Origin of the sequence: Sphingobacterium siyangense (assembly GCF_007830445.1) — a bacterium.
Lineage (GTDB): Bacteria > Bacteroidota > Bacteroidia > Sphingobacteriales > Sphingobacteriaceae > Sphingobacterium > Sphingobacterium siyangense.
The window spans coordinates 74,695-89,264 of the sequence record NZ_VLKR01000011.1; the positions used below are offsets into that span (position 1 = coordinate 74,695).

The 14,570-nt window shown below is 39.6% G+C and carries 16 protein-coding genes; 14 read left to right on the top strand and 2 right to left on the bottom strand.

All coding sequences use genetic code 11. The features are described 5' to 3' along the window. Positions 1-11 precede the first annotated feature (11 nt). The 5 genes from IQ31_RS11560 (at position 12) to IQ31_RS11580 (ending at position 3,295) form a co-directional block, all read left to right on the top strand. Positions 12-533: a 3'-5' exonuclease gene (locus IQ31_RS11560; RefSeq protein WP_145328074.1), complete on the top strand. Its 522-nt coding sequence runs from the start codon at positions 12-14 to the stop codon at positions 531-533. A gap of 108 nt (positions 534-641) precedes the next feature. Then, a complete protein-coding gene (locus IQ31_RS11565; protein ID WP_208734231.1) occupies positions 642-1,106 on the top strand; it encodes an adenylyltransferase/cytidyltransferase family protein in 465 nt (154 codons plus the stop codon). Between the two features lie 36 nt (positions 1,107-1,142). Continuing rightward, positions 1,143-1,565 carry an adenylyltransferase/cytidyltransferase family protein gene (locus IQ31_RS11570; RefSeq protein ID WP_145328075.1) on the top strand — a complete coding sequence of 141 codons (423 nt, stop codon included), beginning with the start codon at positions 1,143-1,145 and terminating at the stop codon, positions 1,563-1,565. A 5-nt stretch (positions 1,566-1,570) separates the two neighbouring features. Then, positions 1,571-2,569, top strand: coding sequence for a mannose-1-phosphate guanylyltransferase (locus IQ31_RS11575; protein WP_145328076.1), 999 nt, complete (start codon positions 1,571-1,573; stop codon positions 2,567-2,569). Positions 2,570-2,797: 228 nt separating this feature from the next. Then, positions 2,798-3,295 carry a hypothetical protein gene (locus IQ31_RS11580; RefSeq protein ID WP_145328077.1) on the top strand — a complete coding sequence of 166 codons (498 nt, stop codon included), beginning with the start codon at positions 2,798-2,800 and terminating at the stop codon, positions 3,293-3,295. 62 nt (positions 3,296-3,357) lie between these two features. Here the strand turns inward: IQ31_RS11580 and IQ31_RS11585 are convergent, their stop codons facing one another. Further along, entirely contained in the window at positions 3,358-3,969 is a 612-nt protein-coding gene (locus IQ31_RS11585) for a response regulator transcription factor (protein ID WP_145328078.1), read from the bottom strand. Beyond that, positions 3,966-5,879, bottom strand: a complete 1,914-nt coding sequence (locus IQ31_RS11590) for a 7TM diverse intracellular signaling domain-containing protein (protein WP_145328079.1) — start codon at positions 5,877-5,879, stop codon at positions 3,966-3,968. The genes IQ31_RS11585 and IQ31_RS11590 overlap by 4 nt, the downstream gene beginning before the upstream one ends. 272 nt (positions 5,880-6,151) lie before the next feature. Here IQ31_RS11590 and IQ31_RS11595 point away from each other — a divergent pair, with 272 nt between their 5' ends. From IQ31_RS11595 to rfbA, 9 genes are all read left to right on the top strand, one after another. Beyond that, positions 6,152-6,556 (top strand): hypothetical protein, encoded by a 405-nt coding sequence (locus IQ31_RS11595; protein WP_145328080.1) that lies wholly within the window; start codon positions 6,152-6,154, stop codon positions 6,554-6,556. A 222-nt stretch (positions 6,557-6,778) separates the two neighbouring features. Then, the gene (locus tag IQ31_RS11600; RefSeq protein WP_145328081.1) at positions 6,779-8,161 is read left to right on the top strand and encodes a nucleotide sugar dehydrogenase; all 1,383 of its coding nucleotides are present in this window, start codon (positions 6,779-6,781) and stop codon (positions 8,159-8,161) included. 84 nt (positions 8,162-8,245) lie between these two features. Continuing rightward, on the top strand, positions 8,246-8,752 hold the full coding sequence (locus tag IQ31_RS11605; protein ID WP_145328082.1) for a helix-turn-helix domain-containing protein: 507 nt from the start codon (positions 8,246-8,248) through the stop codon (positions 8,750-8,752). A gap of 144 nt (positions 8,753-8,896) precedes the next feature. Further along, a complete protein-coding gene (gene wecB / locus IQ31_RS11610) occupies positions 8,897-10,018 on the top strand; it encodes a non-hydrolyzing UDP-N-acetylglucosamine 2-epimerase (protein ID WP_145328083.1) in 1,122 nt (373 codons plus the stop codon). 8 nt (positions 10,019-10,026) lie between these two features. After that, positions 10,027-11,238 carry a UDP-N-acetyl-D-mannosamine dehydrogenase gene (gene wecC / locus IQ31_RS11615; RefSeq protein ID WP_145328084.1) on the top strand — a complete coding sequence of 404 codons (1,212 nt, stop codon included), beginning with the start codon at positions 10,027-10,029 and terminating at the stop codon, positions 11,236-11,238. A 4-nt stretch (positions 11,239-11,242) separates the two neighbouring features. Then, positions 11,243-12,292: a dTDP-glucose 4,6-dehydratase gene (rfbB, locus tag IQ31_RS11620; protein WP_145328085.1), complete on the top strand. Its 1,050-nt coding sequence runs from the start codon at positions 11,243-11,245 to the stop codon at positions 12,290-12,292. A gap of 1 nt (position 12,293) precedes the next feature. After that, entirely contained in the window at positions 12,294-12,842 is a 549-nt protein-coding gene (gene rfbC / locus IQ31_RS11625; RefSeq protein WP_145328086.1) for a dTDP-4-dehydrorhamnose 3,5-epimerase, read from the top strand. Next, positions 12,839-13,687, top strand: a complete 849-nt coding sequence (gene rfbD / locus IQ31_RS11630) for a dTDP-4-dehydrorhamnose reductase (protein WP_145328087.1) — start codon at positions 12,839-12,841, stop codon at positions 13,685-13,687. The genes rfbC and rfbD overlap by 4 nt, the downstream gene beginning before the upstream one ends. 22 nt (positions 13,688-13,709) lie before the next feature. Further along, positions 13,710-14,570, top strand: coding sequence for a glucose-1-phosphate thymidylyltransferase RfbA (gene rfbA, locus IQ31_RS11635; RefSeq protein ID WP_145328088.1), 861 nt, complete (start codon positions 13,710-13,712; stop codon positions 14,568-14,570).

Genomic DNA, 14,570 nt, shown 5'->3' on the forward strand with positions numbered 1-14,570 from the left:
AAGAGGGGACTATGCAATCAGGATTAAGTTTTACCGCAATAGATTTCGAAACAGCCACAGCGAATCAGAACTCGGCTTGCGCTGTTGGGCTGGTCGTTGTTGAGCAGGGAATTATTGTGGATGAATTTTATTCTTTAATACAGCCTCCTCAAAATCAATACATGTGGCAGACTACGCGTGTACATGGTATCCGACCTAAAGACACCGCACAAGCACCTACCTTTAAAGATATATTTCCTCAGATTTATCCGCTTATTAATAATCGCATTATGGTCGCACATAACGAGCTTTTTGATCGCGGGGTGCTTCGCAAAACCATGAATTATTACAATTTACCTTACGACCAACTTGGTTTGCAGGAAAAATGGGAATGCACCTTTAAAATTTACCAAGGTAAAGGATTTAAGCCCGCTCGTTTAAATGCCTGCTGTGAGGTACTTGGTATTGAACTCAACCACCATGAGGCACTTTCTGATGCGCGAGCTTGTGCGCACTTGTATATTCGGCATCATGAGATCGGAATGGTACTGTAAATAAACGAAAATTATTGAACCAAATATCCATCCGTTTGTTATTAGATATATCTTATCTTTGGTAAATGAATACAATAAATTTTCTATTCCATTAAAATCAATGTGACTATGATGAATATTCCAGAAAAAGGGATGCGTATAGGTATTACGTTCAGTGCATTTGATCTGCTGCATGCAGGGCATATCAAAATGTTGGAAGATGCAAAAAGACAATGTGACTATTTGATTTGTGGATTGCAGACAGATCCGACACTTGACCGTCCAGAAAAAAATAAGCCTGTTCAGACTGTAGTCGAGCGTTATGTACAGCTTAAAGGATGTAAATATGTGGATCAGATTGTTCCCTATGCTACCGAACAGGATCTCGAAGATATCTTACGTTCCTTTAATATTGATGTACGGATAGTCGGTGATGAATACCGCGAGAAGAACTTTACCGGGAGAGCATACTGCGAAGAGAAAGGTATCGAGCTTTATTTTAATAGCCGAGATCACCGTTTCTCCAGCTCTGGCTTACGTCGGATTGTGGCAGATGCTAGCACAGAACATGAACCTGCGCTAAAAACTATCTAATGCACGCGCATCAACCTTTTAAGAACAGATTGTAAGATGAAAATTGGAATTACCTTTGGCGTGTTTGATTTATTGCACGCTGGCCATATTATGATGCTTGAAGAAGCAAAAAGAAATTGCGATTACCTGATTGTCGGTTTAAATACGGATCCGTCAGAAGTCTTTCCAGAGAAGGCAAAACCTACACAAACAATTGTAGAACGTTATGTACAGTTGGAAGGCTGCCGTTATGTGGATGAAATTATCCCCTATGAGACCGAACAGGATTTGATTGATATCATCAAAGCCTTTCCGATTGATATTCGTATTATCGGTGAGGAATATCGCGATAAAGATTTTTCGGGGCGTTCTTATTGTGTGGAGGAAAATATCGATATCTATTATAATAAACGCACACACCGTTTTTCCAGCGCAGGCTTGCGCCGAGTGGTTGCTGAAAAAGAAAGTGAGAAAAAATAAAGATTATGAGCAATATTATACATGTTGTCTTAACCGGAGGTGTAGGCAGCCGCCTATGGCCGCTTTCTCGAAAAAGTTACCCGAAGCAATATCTTTCGCTATTTAAGGATGGATCGTTGTTTGAAATGACTGTAAAGCGCAATCAAACGTTGTGTGGACAGGTGATTGTGGTTGGAAATCGCGACAATCATACCTTGAGTAGAGAGGTAATGGAAAACAATAAGATTGATTACATCGATATTGTTGAAGCAACCCCGCGCAATACGGCTGCTGCAATTGCCTTTGCTGCCTTTGCGGCGCAACCAGACGATATTTTGGTGGTTACACCGTCTGATCATGTCATTGTAGGTGATGAAGCGTATGCTGCGGCCATAAAAGAGGGCGTTGAAAAAGCGAATAAGGGCTATATCGTTACCTTTGGGATTCAGCCAACCCGACCTGAAACCGGCTATGGCTATATTGAATATAAAGAGGACAAAGTATTGTCTTTCCGTGAGAAGCCAAACCAGGATACGGCAGAGGACTTTATCGAACGCGGCAATTTTCTTTGGAATTCGGGCATGTTCTGTTTTCGGGCGGATACCTTTTTGGCCGAACTCCAAAATTTTGAGCCTAAAGTGTATGCAACGGCTTATAACGCTTGGAAGCATCGTCAAAATGGCGAGCTCGATCTTCAGCTTTCGAAAGATATTCCATCGATTTCCATTGACTATGCAGTGATGGAGCGCTCCAAGAAAATTCGCGTTGTTGCTACCAGCTTCCAATGGTCAGATTTGGGCTCTTTTGAATCGATGTATGATTACTTGAAGCAGACAGGTCACCCTGTGGATGAGAACGGTAATATGGTTATCGGTACGGATATCTATACTGCATTTGTAGGTTTGCGCGATAGTATACTTGTTCATACCAAAGATGCGATCTTGGTATTGCAAAAGGAAAAATCGCAAGATGTTAAAAAGATTTACAATACGTTAGAACGTCATCAGTCGAAGTTGATTGATTAATGGGCGCCATTAGTTTCAATTTTCGAATTATATGCCCGTTTTTTTGTCAATTAGTTGAGCTAGCATAACAGCTGAAATCACTAAAAGGCCTGTTCCTCGGATAGGCCTTTTTTGCCCTTTTAAGGTCTGATTTGTAATTGTCCTCTTTTTGTCCCCGTCCCATTTTCGTGTGCTATAGACGATTACCTTATTTTTGGGTAACTATTCCTATTCATTAACTATTTTATTATGGCAACTTTTATAGCACTTACGGTACTTGTTTTGAGTTCCATTTATCTAATCTTAAAGACAAAACAAAAACAAAAGCAAAAGCTCTTTAACGAGGCTGTTTCGATGGAGGTCAATTACCTGTTTCAGGACAGACCGGGGCAGTATAGCGGCGACTATCGGACAAAAAGTGGCGTCTTTGTCTTTCGTACGGAACCCAAAGACAACGCACTTAAAAATTTGGTGATCAAAGACGTCAAACCCAGTCATCCTGCTTTGCTTGTTAATCTGGAACAGATTGTGGTGGTGCCTTTTGAAAAGAAAAAAGAAGGGAAATCAGACGTATCCGTCCGCTTTAAATTGCTCAAAAAGAAAGGAGAACTCAACACCTTGGAAGGAAAAGGAATCCGCGTATCGGGTGTGTTGAATTTTGGAAAAAGTAAACCAAAAACATTCAGTACCGTATTGAAGATCGGGGAACTTTATCAATCCAAAGATCCACTTGATCAGACGACATAATTTGCGTAATTCTTATTTTATGGGAAAGGGTTTGCTTCATTGCGAACCCTTATTTTTTTATCTCAAAATTTAAGCAGATGCTGATGTTCGATCGCCCAAGATAATAGGGCATTATTTTCTTCATTGAGATCAAGTTTTCGGCAGATGCGGTGTCTTGTATTTTTGATGGTATATGGACTGAGGAATAATGATTCGGCAATATATTTGGTGGTATGTCGGAGCGCAATGAGTTTAAGAATATTTAACTCGGCGGGTGTCAACGTCTTCAGCTTTTCCACGGCCTGATTTTTATCCTTTTGTTGCTGCAGGCGCTGGATCACCATATGCGTACCTGCATAGAGGCGATTTTCTCCCAATGGCTTAATGATATAGTTTTCTGGACGGAGGGCAGCTGCGCGATCTATGCTACCTTTAGATTGATAAGAAGTGATAAAGATTAGACTGAAATGCTTCGTTGCTGTATATTTCTCCATTAATTCAATACCATCCAGCCGGTCGTTGAGCTGTATATCGCAGAGCACCAAATCGGGTGTGTTTTGTTCCATATACTGATCCACTTCATCCACAGTAAGTGCAATGTGCAGCTCCAGACCGGTGTAAAGTGAATGCAATTGATATTCAATAAATCGGGCAATGATCATTTCGTCTTCTACAATTAATACTTTTAGGCTCATATGATATTGTTTAATTCAAATAAATATTTAAATCCGTTTTCCGGATGAATGGTCACTGTTCCTTTGATCTGCCTGGTCAGGTCCTTTACGAGGCCAATTCCGAAGGAAGCTGTAGGTGCAGGAGCTTTCGCACCGACGCCATTATCCTCAAACCGCATGGTCGTTCCCCATTCATTTTTGAGTATACTCAAGTAAATCGCCGGCGAATCGACTCTACCCTTCGGAAAAGCATACTTATAGCTATTTGTCAAAAGCTCCGTAATGATGAGCGCCAAGGGAATAGAGGTTTGGGTGGTGACCAGCCAGTCTTGGCTAACATCAACCTGAATCGCTATTGTTTCTTCGGGATCATGCATTTGTCTCAGGTAGTTAACAGTTTCCGCTACTAAAATATTCAGTTTCAGCTGACTATTCTGATTGTACACCAGCAATTGGTTTACCAGCATCATGGCATGTATTCTGTCCTGCATGGACTGTATGGGCTGCATATTTTGGTTGCCATGATCGGAGCGACACAGGCTCCCTAAACTATACAGCAGCTGGAGGTTGTTTTTAACCCGATGGTTGACCTCATCAATGAGGGTTTCGATATAATGGTTTTTCTGAAGCAATTGAATCTGCTGCTCATAGAGGGCATCATTGGCTTTTTTGAGCTCTGCTGTCCGCTCCAGTACAATGGTTTCGGTGGTTTGGTGATGTTCCAGTTCTGACTTGCGTATTTTCAGCCGAATGCCGATCAAGAGGATCATGGTGATGCATAAAACAAAAAACTGCGTCATGATAGACACATATTGGATGGACTGTTCCTTCAAGATCAATCCACAATAAATCAGTATGCTGACGCCGATGATGAGAAAAATTACCGAGTAGATCAGGAAGCGCTGCATCCTGTCTATCTTTTTCCAAAGCGATATGAATAAGTTCGAAAAGAAGAGGACATATACCACGCCGACAAAGAGGTTAATCGAATTGCTCTGTTTAAAATTGGCGAAACAATAGTTATTGATAAAGTTGAATATAGACGTCATTACGACCAGCAGAATGAGCCCAAGCATCAGCTTATAATATTGGGGGCTTATTTTCTTGAGATTTAAGAAGGCAATTGTCAACAGTGAGAAGCTAATCCCCGCCAGATTTCTAAATACCGATACCAGGCTCCACCCAAGTTGCGGATTATTGGGAAAGAAAATGTCTATAAATTGATTTTGCAGCCCATAACTATAAAATCCGATAAATAGTAAAAAGCAAAATATCCAGATATAAGGCCTATAGCGCGAAACGAGCCAAGCGAAAGCGATGTATAGAAGGAGTGCCGTTATGGCGCCTTCCATAAAAGCATAAATCAAATTTATATGTTGTTTCTTTTTTAGGTAATCCAGCGGTGTTTGTAGATGGAAGTTATATAGGGGATTATAGCCTTTTGTATGTTTGACACGGAGCAACAATGTGTATGGGGTTTCACTATCCAGATGGATTATAAAATGATCCCGCCCATCTTTAAGGGATAAATCTTTAGATTTTCGAAATAATCCTGCTTTCCTTTTAGCGATGACATTCCCCCATACATCCATCAGTGTAAGTTCAACATAAGTAAGATTGTCAAAGGATAGCACGTAATCTCCTGTTAAGAGACTATCTGCCAGAAAAATTCTTTTTTTTAACCAAAAAGTAGCTCTATGCTGATTTGTCTCGGCCCTGAACTGCGAAAGTTCTTGGAAAAGTTCCGGATTAGCCAAATAATAATGCGGGGAGGTGCAACTTTCTTTTTCTTGCGTTATTAAAGTGGGCGATTCATTGGCCAAATAGGTATTTTTTTGAATAGCATAATTTGCTACAATGGCGTCCCCACCAAATCGGATGGCAACTATGCTGAGCAGTAGTAAAAAGGTAAAAATAATATTCGGCTTCATCTGGCACACAAAAATGCATTATTTTTCGATAAATTAATCAATTTTTATTTGCCTAATGGTAAATAAGACCCTAGGGTCTCTATTTTCGTTCTTATTTACTTTTTACTTTTGCTTACGCCATTAGTCCCCTATCCTAGAACGCAAAATTGTTAAGGTTCAAGTAGAACAAAGAATTGATTATGGTTTTTATTTATATATTTCTATTTCTTGTAGTCGCATTTATTGTGTTCAGATTTTCCGCTTTTAAACGTAAAAAAACGGAGGATGTTTCCATGAATATGTATTATCGCATTCAGGAGCATCCGGGGCAGTACAGCGGAAGCCTACGAGCAACTCATGGGGCATTTATCTTTCGGGGGGAACGGTTTCGCGATGATATTATTAACATTGTGGTTAAAGATGTTCGCTGCATGGATCAAAAAGTGGAAGTAAAACTTCAGCAGATTCTTGTTCTCGCTTTTAAAGAAAATGCAAAGGCTTCTACGGAGGTTTCGGTACGTTTTCGAATTGGTTCTGATAAAGCTGGAAAAGTTGATCTAAAAAATTATAAGGTTAAAATAGACGCTGTCGTAAACTATCAGGGTGGCGAAAAGAAGGTTTTTCATGCTGTTTTGCCTATGTTTGGTTTGTATAATCATCACCATTCTAGCGAACAGAGTGATTCGATAAATAATTAATTACGTGTTTTTATTCCATATTATATGCCTATTTAACCCGAAGGGACCCTGCTTGCCGGGGTTTCTTCATTTTTTTGGTCATGTTCCACGTGGAGACAGGCATCTCTCGATTATTCAAATTTCTTTTTAACGGCTAATTCGCAGCATATTCCTATCTTTAACGGTATAAAGCTAGGGAAGAAAAAAAGCAAAATTGATAAATAATAGTTTGAGCTGGAATATATGAAAGAAATAATAAAGATAGCTTGCATTGGTGCAGGATACGTCGGTGGGCCAACGATGTCTGTGATTGCACAGAAAAACCCAAGTATTCAGGTTACCGTTGTTGACTTAAATCAGCAACGTATTGATGCGTGGAATAGTGAAGATCTTGCGCAGCTTCCGATATATGAACCGGGGCTAGATGCGGTGGTGGCAGAAGCGCGCGGAAGGAATCTGTTTTTTTCGACCGATGTTGAAAAGGCGATCGACGACGCCGATATGATTTTTATATCCGTCAATACGCCCACCAAAAACTATGGTAAAGGCAAGGGGCAGGCTGCAGATTTAAAATATATCGAATTGTGTGCGCGGCAGATTGCCCAAGTGGCCAAAGGGGACAAGATTGTGGTCGAAAAATCGACCCTTCCTGTCCGTACCGCTGCGGCGTTAAAGAGTATTTTGAATGATACGGGCAACGGGGTGAATTTTGATATTCTATCCAATCCGGAATTTTTGGCCGAGGGAACAGCTGTAGCAGATCTACACCATCCCGATCGTGTATTGATCGGTGGGGAGAGTGAAGAAGCGATTCAGGCGCTCGTGCAGATTTATCAATCGTGGGTGCCGCAAGAGCGGATACTCACCACAAATCTATGGTCTTCCGAATTGTCAAAATTGGTGGCCAATGCTTTTTTAGCGCAACGGGTTTCTTCGATAAATGCCATATCCGAGCTGTGCGAAGTGACAGGTGCCAATGTCGATGAAGTATCGCGCGCCATTGGGCACGATAGCCGTATTGGCCCTAAGTTCTTAAACGCATCGGTGGGTTTTGGAGGATCCTGTTTTCAAAAGGATATTCTCAATCTGGTCTATATTGCGCGAAGCTATAACTTGACCGCTGTTGCCGATTATTGGGAGCAGGTGATTATTTTAAACGATCATCAGAAACAGCGCTTTGCTGAAAAGATTATTCAGACCATGTACAATACGGTCAATGGGAAGAAGATTGCCTTTTTGGGCTGGGCTTTTAAGAAAGACACCAACGATACGCGCGAGTCGGCTGCAATATACGTAGCCGATCACTTGCTTGATGAGGAAGCGCAGCTTGTGGTGTATGATCCGAAGGTGAGTGCAGAGCAGATTTATAAAGACCTGGACTATCTAAAAACGCGATCTTCGGAAGATAATCGCCGTTTAGTAGCCGTGGTCAACGACCCTTATGTGGCGTTGCAAGATGCGCATGCAGTGGCTGTATTGACCGAGTGGGACGAATTTAGCAGTTATGACTGGAAGCAGATCAAGCAGCTAATGAAGAAGCCTTCGTTTGTATTTGATGGGCGGAAGTTATTGAATAGTGCGCAGTTGAAAGCCTTAGGTTTTGACTATTATGCGATTGGTAGTTAGTAAATTGATGATTGTTTAATATAAATTTAATTTGATAAATAAAAGCAGATTGAGTACTTTTGTTACTCAATCTGAACTATAACCATGCTAGACACGTTAATTACATCCAAGACTCGATTAAAGTTGCTGATCAAATTTTTTGTGTCGGCAAGTAATCAGTCTCATCTACGTGGATTGGCGGAAGAGTTTCAGGAGTCAACCAATGCCATACGAAAAGAACTGAACCAACTGTCCGAAGCGGGCTATTTAGAAAAAAGTACAGCTAAAAATAAAATACTATACCGTGCCAACACAAAACATTCGTTGTTTGCCCCTCTTCAAAAATTAATTCATACCTATTTGGGGATTGATGACATTGTAGACAGTATACTACATCAAGCGGGCGATATACAGGAAGTTAGTTTGGTTGGCGACTATGCAGAGGGCATAGATTCGGGAAAAATAGACGTATTAATTTTGGGGGGAAACCTAAATCAGGCATATTTATTGCTGTTAGCGGACAAGGTTGGGAAAAAGTTAGAACAATCAATCACTTTGTATACATCGGAATTTCCAGGAAAACATCGTATCATTTTATATTCTGTGAAATAAAACTCGTAAATAAAAAAGAAATAAATGCTTAGAATCAAATACCATAATGTAATTGCTTCGCTGCCCATAATAAATTTTTGACCTTAGATCTAGAGGATTGTTTAGAAGATCGCTTGTTGCTGCTAGATGGTAATATTTATATTTATGAAAATTAAAAATTTAATTGTATTTGGAACTAGACCGGAAGCTATTAAAATGGCCCCTTTGGTAAAAGAGTTCCAAAAAGACAAATCTTTCGAGACAAAAGTATGTGTTACTGCACAACATCGTGAAATGTTGGATCAGGTTCTGGAATTTTTTGATATTACGCCTGATTATGATTTGAACTTAATGAAACCAAATCAGAATCTCTATTCATTGACAGCGGATATTATCACTGAGATGAAAGCGGTGTTGGAAGTTTTTAAACCCGACTATGTTTATGTACATGGGGATACAACGACGACTATGGCGTCCAGTATCGCAGCTTTCTATGCTGGGGCGCAGGTTTGCCATGTTGAAGCTGGGCTTCGTACGCACAATAAGCGCTCGCCATTCCCTGAAGAGATCAACAGACAAGTTGCCGGACGTATATGCGACTTTCACTTTGCGCCTACGGAGGCGTCACGTCAAAACTTATTACGTGAAAATATTCAAGATGCCGACATTTTAGTTACGGGTAATACAGTTATTGATGCTTTATTTGAAAGCTCAAATCGTGTAAAGGATTTGGAAAATAGCGAAATTAATCGTTTGAAAAAGTTGGTTGACCCCGCGAAGAAATTGATTTTAGTGACAGGACATCGACGTGAAAACCACGGGCAGGGTTTTATCAATATTTGTCAGGCTTTAAAGGAAATTGCATTATCAAATACCGATTTGCAGATTATCTACCCTGTGCATTTGAATCCTAATGTGAAGAAGCCTGTTTATGAGATTTTATCTGAGGTGAATAATATTCATTTGATTGATCCTTTAGCGTATCCAGCGTTTGTATGGTTGATGAATGAGTCTTACCTGATTATTACGGATTCAGGTGGTGTACAAGAAGAGGCGCCTAGTCTTGGTAAACCTGTATTAGTTATGCGCGATACAACAGAGCGACCAGAGGCAGTTGATGCAGGTACAGTTATTCTTGTTGGTACCGATATTAACAAGATTGTTAAAGAAGCACAAGACCTTTTGAGTAATGTTGATCGATATCAACAAATGAGCGGATTACATAATCCTTACGGTGATGGTAAGGCATGTGAAAGAATTGTTAACTTTATTAAAAACTTAAAATAATCATATCAATGCAAGCAAAAGTAGTAACCGTTGGTTTAGGATATATTGGATTGCCTACTTCAGCATTAATCGCAAATAGCGGCATCGCTGTGCATGGAGTAGATATCTCTCAACATGTTGTTGACACAATCAATGCGGGAAAAATTCATATCGTTGAGCCTGACCTTGACAAGGCGGTCGCGGAAGCAGTTAGTAAAGGATTTTTAAAAGCTGGAACTAAACCTGTTGAAGCAGATACTTACTTAATTGTAGTACCAACTCCATTTAAAGGAGATCACCAGCCTGATATCTCTTATGTTCAGGCAGCTACAGAAGGTATTATTCCTTTGTTGAAAGAAGGCGATTTATATGTGATTGAATCAACTTCCCCGGTCGGAACTACGGAAAAGATGATGGCTTTAATTTTTTCAAAACGTCCTGAATTGGAAGGTAAAATTTCGCTTGCTTACTGTCCTGAACGTGTTCTCCCTGGAAACGTAATGTACGAACTGGTACATAATGACCGTGTTATTGGTGGGGTAAATGAGGCTTCCACTCAAAAGGCATTGGCATTTTATGGTCAGTTTGTAAAAGGAGAGTTGCATCCAACAAATGCGCGTACTGCCGAGATGTGTAAATTGACAGAGAACGCATCAAGAGATTCTCAAATTGCTTTTGCAAATGAGCTTTCTTTGATCTGTGACAAAGCTGATATTAATGTTTGGGATTTGATCCGCTTGGCTAATAAGCACCCGCGTGTTAATATTTTACAACCTGGATGTGGTGTTGGTGGACACTGTATTGCAGTTGATCCTTACTTCCTGACAGCAGATTTTCCGATGGAATCACGTATGATTGCACAAGCTAGAGAAACAAATAATTATAAATCTTTCTGGTGTGCCGAAAAAGTGAAAACAGCACGTTTGGAATTCGAAATTAAAAACGGTCGTCAACCTTCAATTGCAATTATGGGCTTGGCCTTTAAGCCAAATATTGACGATTTAAGAGAATCGCCAGCCATCCATATTGCAGAACGAGTTTTACAGGATTCTGGAGATGCAGATATGTATATTGTTGAACCTAATGTACACGAACATAAAGTTTTTAAGCTAACTGATTATCACGAGGCTATTGCTAAAGCTGACATTATTGTGTTCTTAGTAGCACATAATGAATTTAAAACATTGGAAATTCCGGAAGAAAAAGTTGTGCTAGATTTTTGTGGAGTTACAAATAAATAAGCGTATGAGTACAATAATAATCACTGGAGGTGCTGGTTTTATAGGTTCACATGTCGTTAGGGAGTTTGTGCTTAAATATCCCAACTATAAGATTGTTAACTTGGATGTTTTAACCTATGCTGGAAATTTAGCGAACTTGAAGGATATTGAGCATCATGCTAATTATACGTTCGTTAAAGCAGATATTACCGATGCGAACCATGTTCTGCAAATATTTGAGCAGTATAAGCCCGATGGTGTTATTCACCTCGCTGCAGAGTCCCATGTTGATCGCTCTATTGTAGACCCATTGGCATTTGTTATGACAAATGTTATCGGTACCGTTAATCTTTTAAATGCTGCAAAAACTATATGGAAAGGTGATTTTGAAGGAAAACGTTTTCACCATGTCTCTACCGATGAGGTCTATGGTACTTTGGGTGAGGTCGGTTTATTTAAAGAAGATACAGCATATGATCCACATTCTCCTTATTCTGCTTCAAAGGCATCGTCAGATCATTTTGTAAGAGCATATAATGATACTTATGGTCTGCCAGTTGTTTTAACCAATTGTTCGAATAACTATGGGCCAAATCATTTTCCTGAGAAGCTAATTCCACTTTGTATTCATAATGTTTTAACCAATAAGCCTCTACCGATTTATGGTGATGGAAAGTTCACGCGCGATTGGTTGTTTGTAATCGATCATGCACGTGCGATCGATTTGGTGTTCCATAAGGGGAAAAATGGCGACTCGTATAATGTCGGAGGTTTTAACGAGTGGCAAAACATTGATTTGGTTAAGGAATTGTGTAAGCAAGTCGATGAGAAACTGGGAAGGGAGCAGGGAACGGCTGCATCGCTAATCACTTTTGTTAAGGATCGACCAGGGCATGATTTACGCTATGCTATTGACGCAAGTAAAATCAACCAAGAGCTTGGGTACAAACCTTCAGTGACTTTCGAAGAGGGGTTATCCCAAACTATTGATTGGTATTTAAATAATCAAGACTGGTTGGATCAGGTAAGTTCTGGAGAATATCAAAATTATTATAAAAAACAATATCAAGGTTAATATGAAAGCCACGGAAACTAAATTGAAGGGCTGTTTTATTGTGGAGCCGACGAAATATGGAGATAGTAGGGGATATTTTTTTGAAAGTTTTAATGAGCAAGCTTTTAATAACTTGACAGGATCCCAAGCACATTTCGTACAAGATAATCAATCATTTTCAACAAAAGGCGTATTGCGTGGACTACATGCCCAAGCGGGTGAATATGCTCAAGCAAAATTAGTACGAGTTCTAGAAGGTAAGGTTATCGATGTCGCTGTTGATGTACGGCCAAATTCACCTACATTCGGCGAATATGTTGCGGTGGAACTTTCTGCCGAAAATAACCTACAGCTATTTATTCCTAGAGGTTTTCTACATGGATTCGTGGTTTTAAGCGAGACAGCTACATTTTTTTATAAATGTGATAATTTCTATAATAAAGAGTCAGAATGTGGAGTGTATCCATTAGATCGAGACTTGGCCGTTGATTGGACGATTCCCGTTGAGGAAATGATATTGTCTGATAAAGATAAGGAAGCCTTGCGCTTTAAAGAAGTCTTTGGTATATGAAAATAGTTATTACAGGTGCTAATGGACAGTTGGGCTCCGAGCTAAAAGATTTATTAAAGTTAGATGCGACTAAAGAATGCTTTTTTTTGGATCGTAAACAGCTTCCTTTGGATCAGGTTAGTATTATTCAAGATATACTTGCCGTGTATCATCCCGATCTTATTATTCATACTGGAGCTTACACGGCTGTTGATAAAGCAGAGTCTGAGCAAGATCTAGCAGATGCTGTGAATCATTTGGCGACAGAGGAAATAGCACAATATTGCCGGCTGAATAATGTTCGGTTAATTGCTATATCTACGGATTATGTTTTTGATGGTACTTCAGATAAACCTCTTCTTGAAAGTGCTGTGGTTGATCCAATTAATACTTATGGTTTGACTAAATTGAAGGGAGAGCAAGCCGTACAAAAATGGTTGCCTGATGGTATAATTATTAGAACCTCATGGGTGTATTCGGCGTATGGTCATAATTTTGTGAAAACTATGGTGCGTCTTATGAGTGAAAGAGAGGAAATATCAGTTATAAATGACCAAATTGGTTCACCTACTTATGCTAGAGATTTAGCACAAGCTATATTATATATTGTTGATAATGCTCACTGGTCTGGTGGTATTTATAACTATAGCAATGAAGGTGAAATTTCATGGTACGACTTCGCTAGGGCTATTTGTGAAATTAAGAATCTTAATTGTAAGATTCAAGCTATTCCTAGTACTTCATATCCAACACCTGCGAAAAGGCCGCACTATTCTTTGTTGGATAAAATGAAAATAAAGGAGACCTACAATGTCTCTGTTCCATATTGGAAAGATAGTCTGACTGAGATGTTAAATAAAATTTAAATTAATCTAAAATCGATATCGAATGAAAGGTATAATCTTAGCTGGGGGATCCGGAACAAGACTTCATCCATTAACATTGGCTGTTTCTAAACAATTAATGCCAGTGTATGATAAACCTATGATCTATTATCCGCTATCAACTTTGATGCTGGCTGAAATCAATGAGATTTTAATTATCACTACACCTCAAGATCTATCAAATTTTAAGAAGTTGCTTGGGGATGGTTCGCAGATCGGATGTCGATTTGAATATATTGAACAACCAAGTCCGGATGGACTTGCACAAGCATTTATATTAGGAGCAGAGTTTATCGGAAATGATAAAGTTGCACTTATATTAGGAGATAATATTTTCTATGGCTCGGGTATGTCGAAATTACTTCAATCTTGTGCTGACCCTGATGGAGGTGTAGTTTTTGCATATCCTGTCCATGATCCCGAGCGATATGGTGTTGTTGAATTTGATGAAAATAAGCACGTCGTTTCGATTGAAGAAAAACCTAAAGTGCCGAAATCAAATTACGCTGTTCCTGGTATATATTTTTATGACAACGATGTTGTTGAGATAGCGAAGAATATCCAACCATCATCCCGCGGTGAACTGGAAATTACAGACGTCAATAGAGAATATTTAAAAAGAGGCAAGCTAAAGGTTGGTGTGTTCGACCGTGGAACAGCTTGGTTAGACACAGGCACAATTCAGTCATTGATGCAGGCAGGTCAATTTGTCCAGGTGATCGAGGAAAGACAGGGCATGAAGATTGCAGCAATAGAAGAGGTGGCATACAGAATGGGTTTCATCGATAAGTATCAACTGGATCAAATCGCAGAGCCACTTCGTAAAAGCGGTTACGGTGAATATCTTTTAAATCTTTTAAAATAG

Bases quoted from the DNA above. Each gene is read 5' to 3' on its own strand.
- wecB (WP_145328083.1), top strand. From the start codon at position 8,897: ATGAAAATTAAAAATTTAATTGTATTTGGAACTAGACCGGAAGCTATT.
- IQ31_RS11580 (WP_145328077.1), top strand. From the start codon at position 2,798: ATGGCAACTTTTATAGCACTTACGGTACTTGTTTTGAGTTCCATTTAT.
- IQ31_RS11605 (WP_145328082.1), top strand. From the start codon at position 8,246: ATGCTAGACACGTTAATTACATCCAAGACTCGATTAAAGTTGCTGATC.
- rfbC (WP_145328086.1), top strand. From the start codon at position 12,294: ATGAAAGCCACGGAAACTAAATTGAAGGGCTGTTTTATTGTGGAGCCG.
- rfbB (WP_145328085.1), top strand. From the start codon at position 11,243: ATGAGTACAATAATAATCACTGGAGGTGCTGGTTTTATAGGTTCACAT.
- IQ31_RS11575 (WP_145328076.1), top strand. From the start codon at position 1,571: ATGAGCAATATTATACATGTTGTCTTAACCGGAGGTGTAGGCAGCCGC.
- IQ31_RS11600 (WP_145328081.1), top strand. From the start codon at position 6,779: ATGAAAGAAATAATAAAGATAGCTTGCATTGGTGCAGGATACGTCGGT.
- IQ31_RS11560 (WP_145328074.1), top strand. From the start codon at position 12: ATGCAATCAGGATTAAGTTTTACCGCAATAGATTTCGAAACAGCCACA.
- rfbA (WP_145328088.1), top strand. From the start codon at position 13,710: ATGAAAGGTATAATCTTAGCTGGGGGATCCGGAACAAGACTTCATCCA.
- IQ31_RS11565 (WP_208734231.1), top strand. From the start codon at position 642: ATGATGAATATTCCAGAAAAAGGGATGCGTATAGGTATTACGTTCAGT.
- rfbD (WP_145328087.1), top strand. From the start codon at position 12,839: ATGAAAATAGTTATTACAGGTGCTAATGGACAGTTGGGCTCCGAGCTA.
- IQ31_RS11570 (WP_145328075.1), top strand. From the start codon at position 1,143: ATGAAAATTGGAATTACCTTTGGCGTGTTTGATTTATTGCACGCTGGC.
- IQ31_RS11585 (WP_145328078.1), bottom strand. From the start codon at position 3,969: ATGAGCCTAAAAGTATTAATTGTAGAAGACGAAATGATCATTGCCCGA.
- wecC (WP_145328084.1), top strand. From the start codon at position 10,027: ATGCAAGCAAAAGTAGTAACCGTTGGTTTAGGATATATTGGATTGCCT.
- IQ31_RS11590 (WP_145328079.1), bottom strand. From the start codon at position 5,879: ATGAAGCCGAATATTATTTTTACCTTTTTACTACTGCTCAGCATAGTT.
- IQ31_RS11595 (WP_145328080.1), top strand. From the start codon at position 6,152: ATGAATATGTATTATCGCATTCAGGAGCATCCGGGGCAGTACAGCGGA.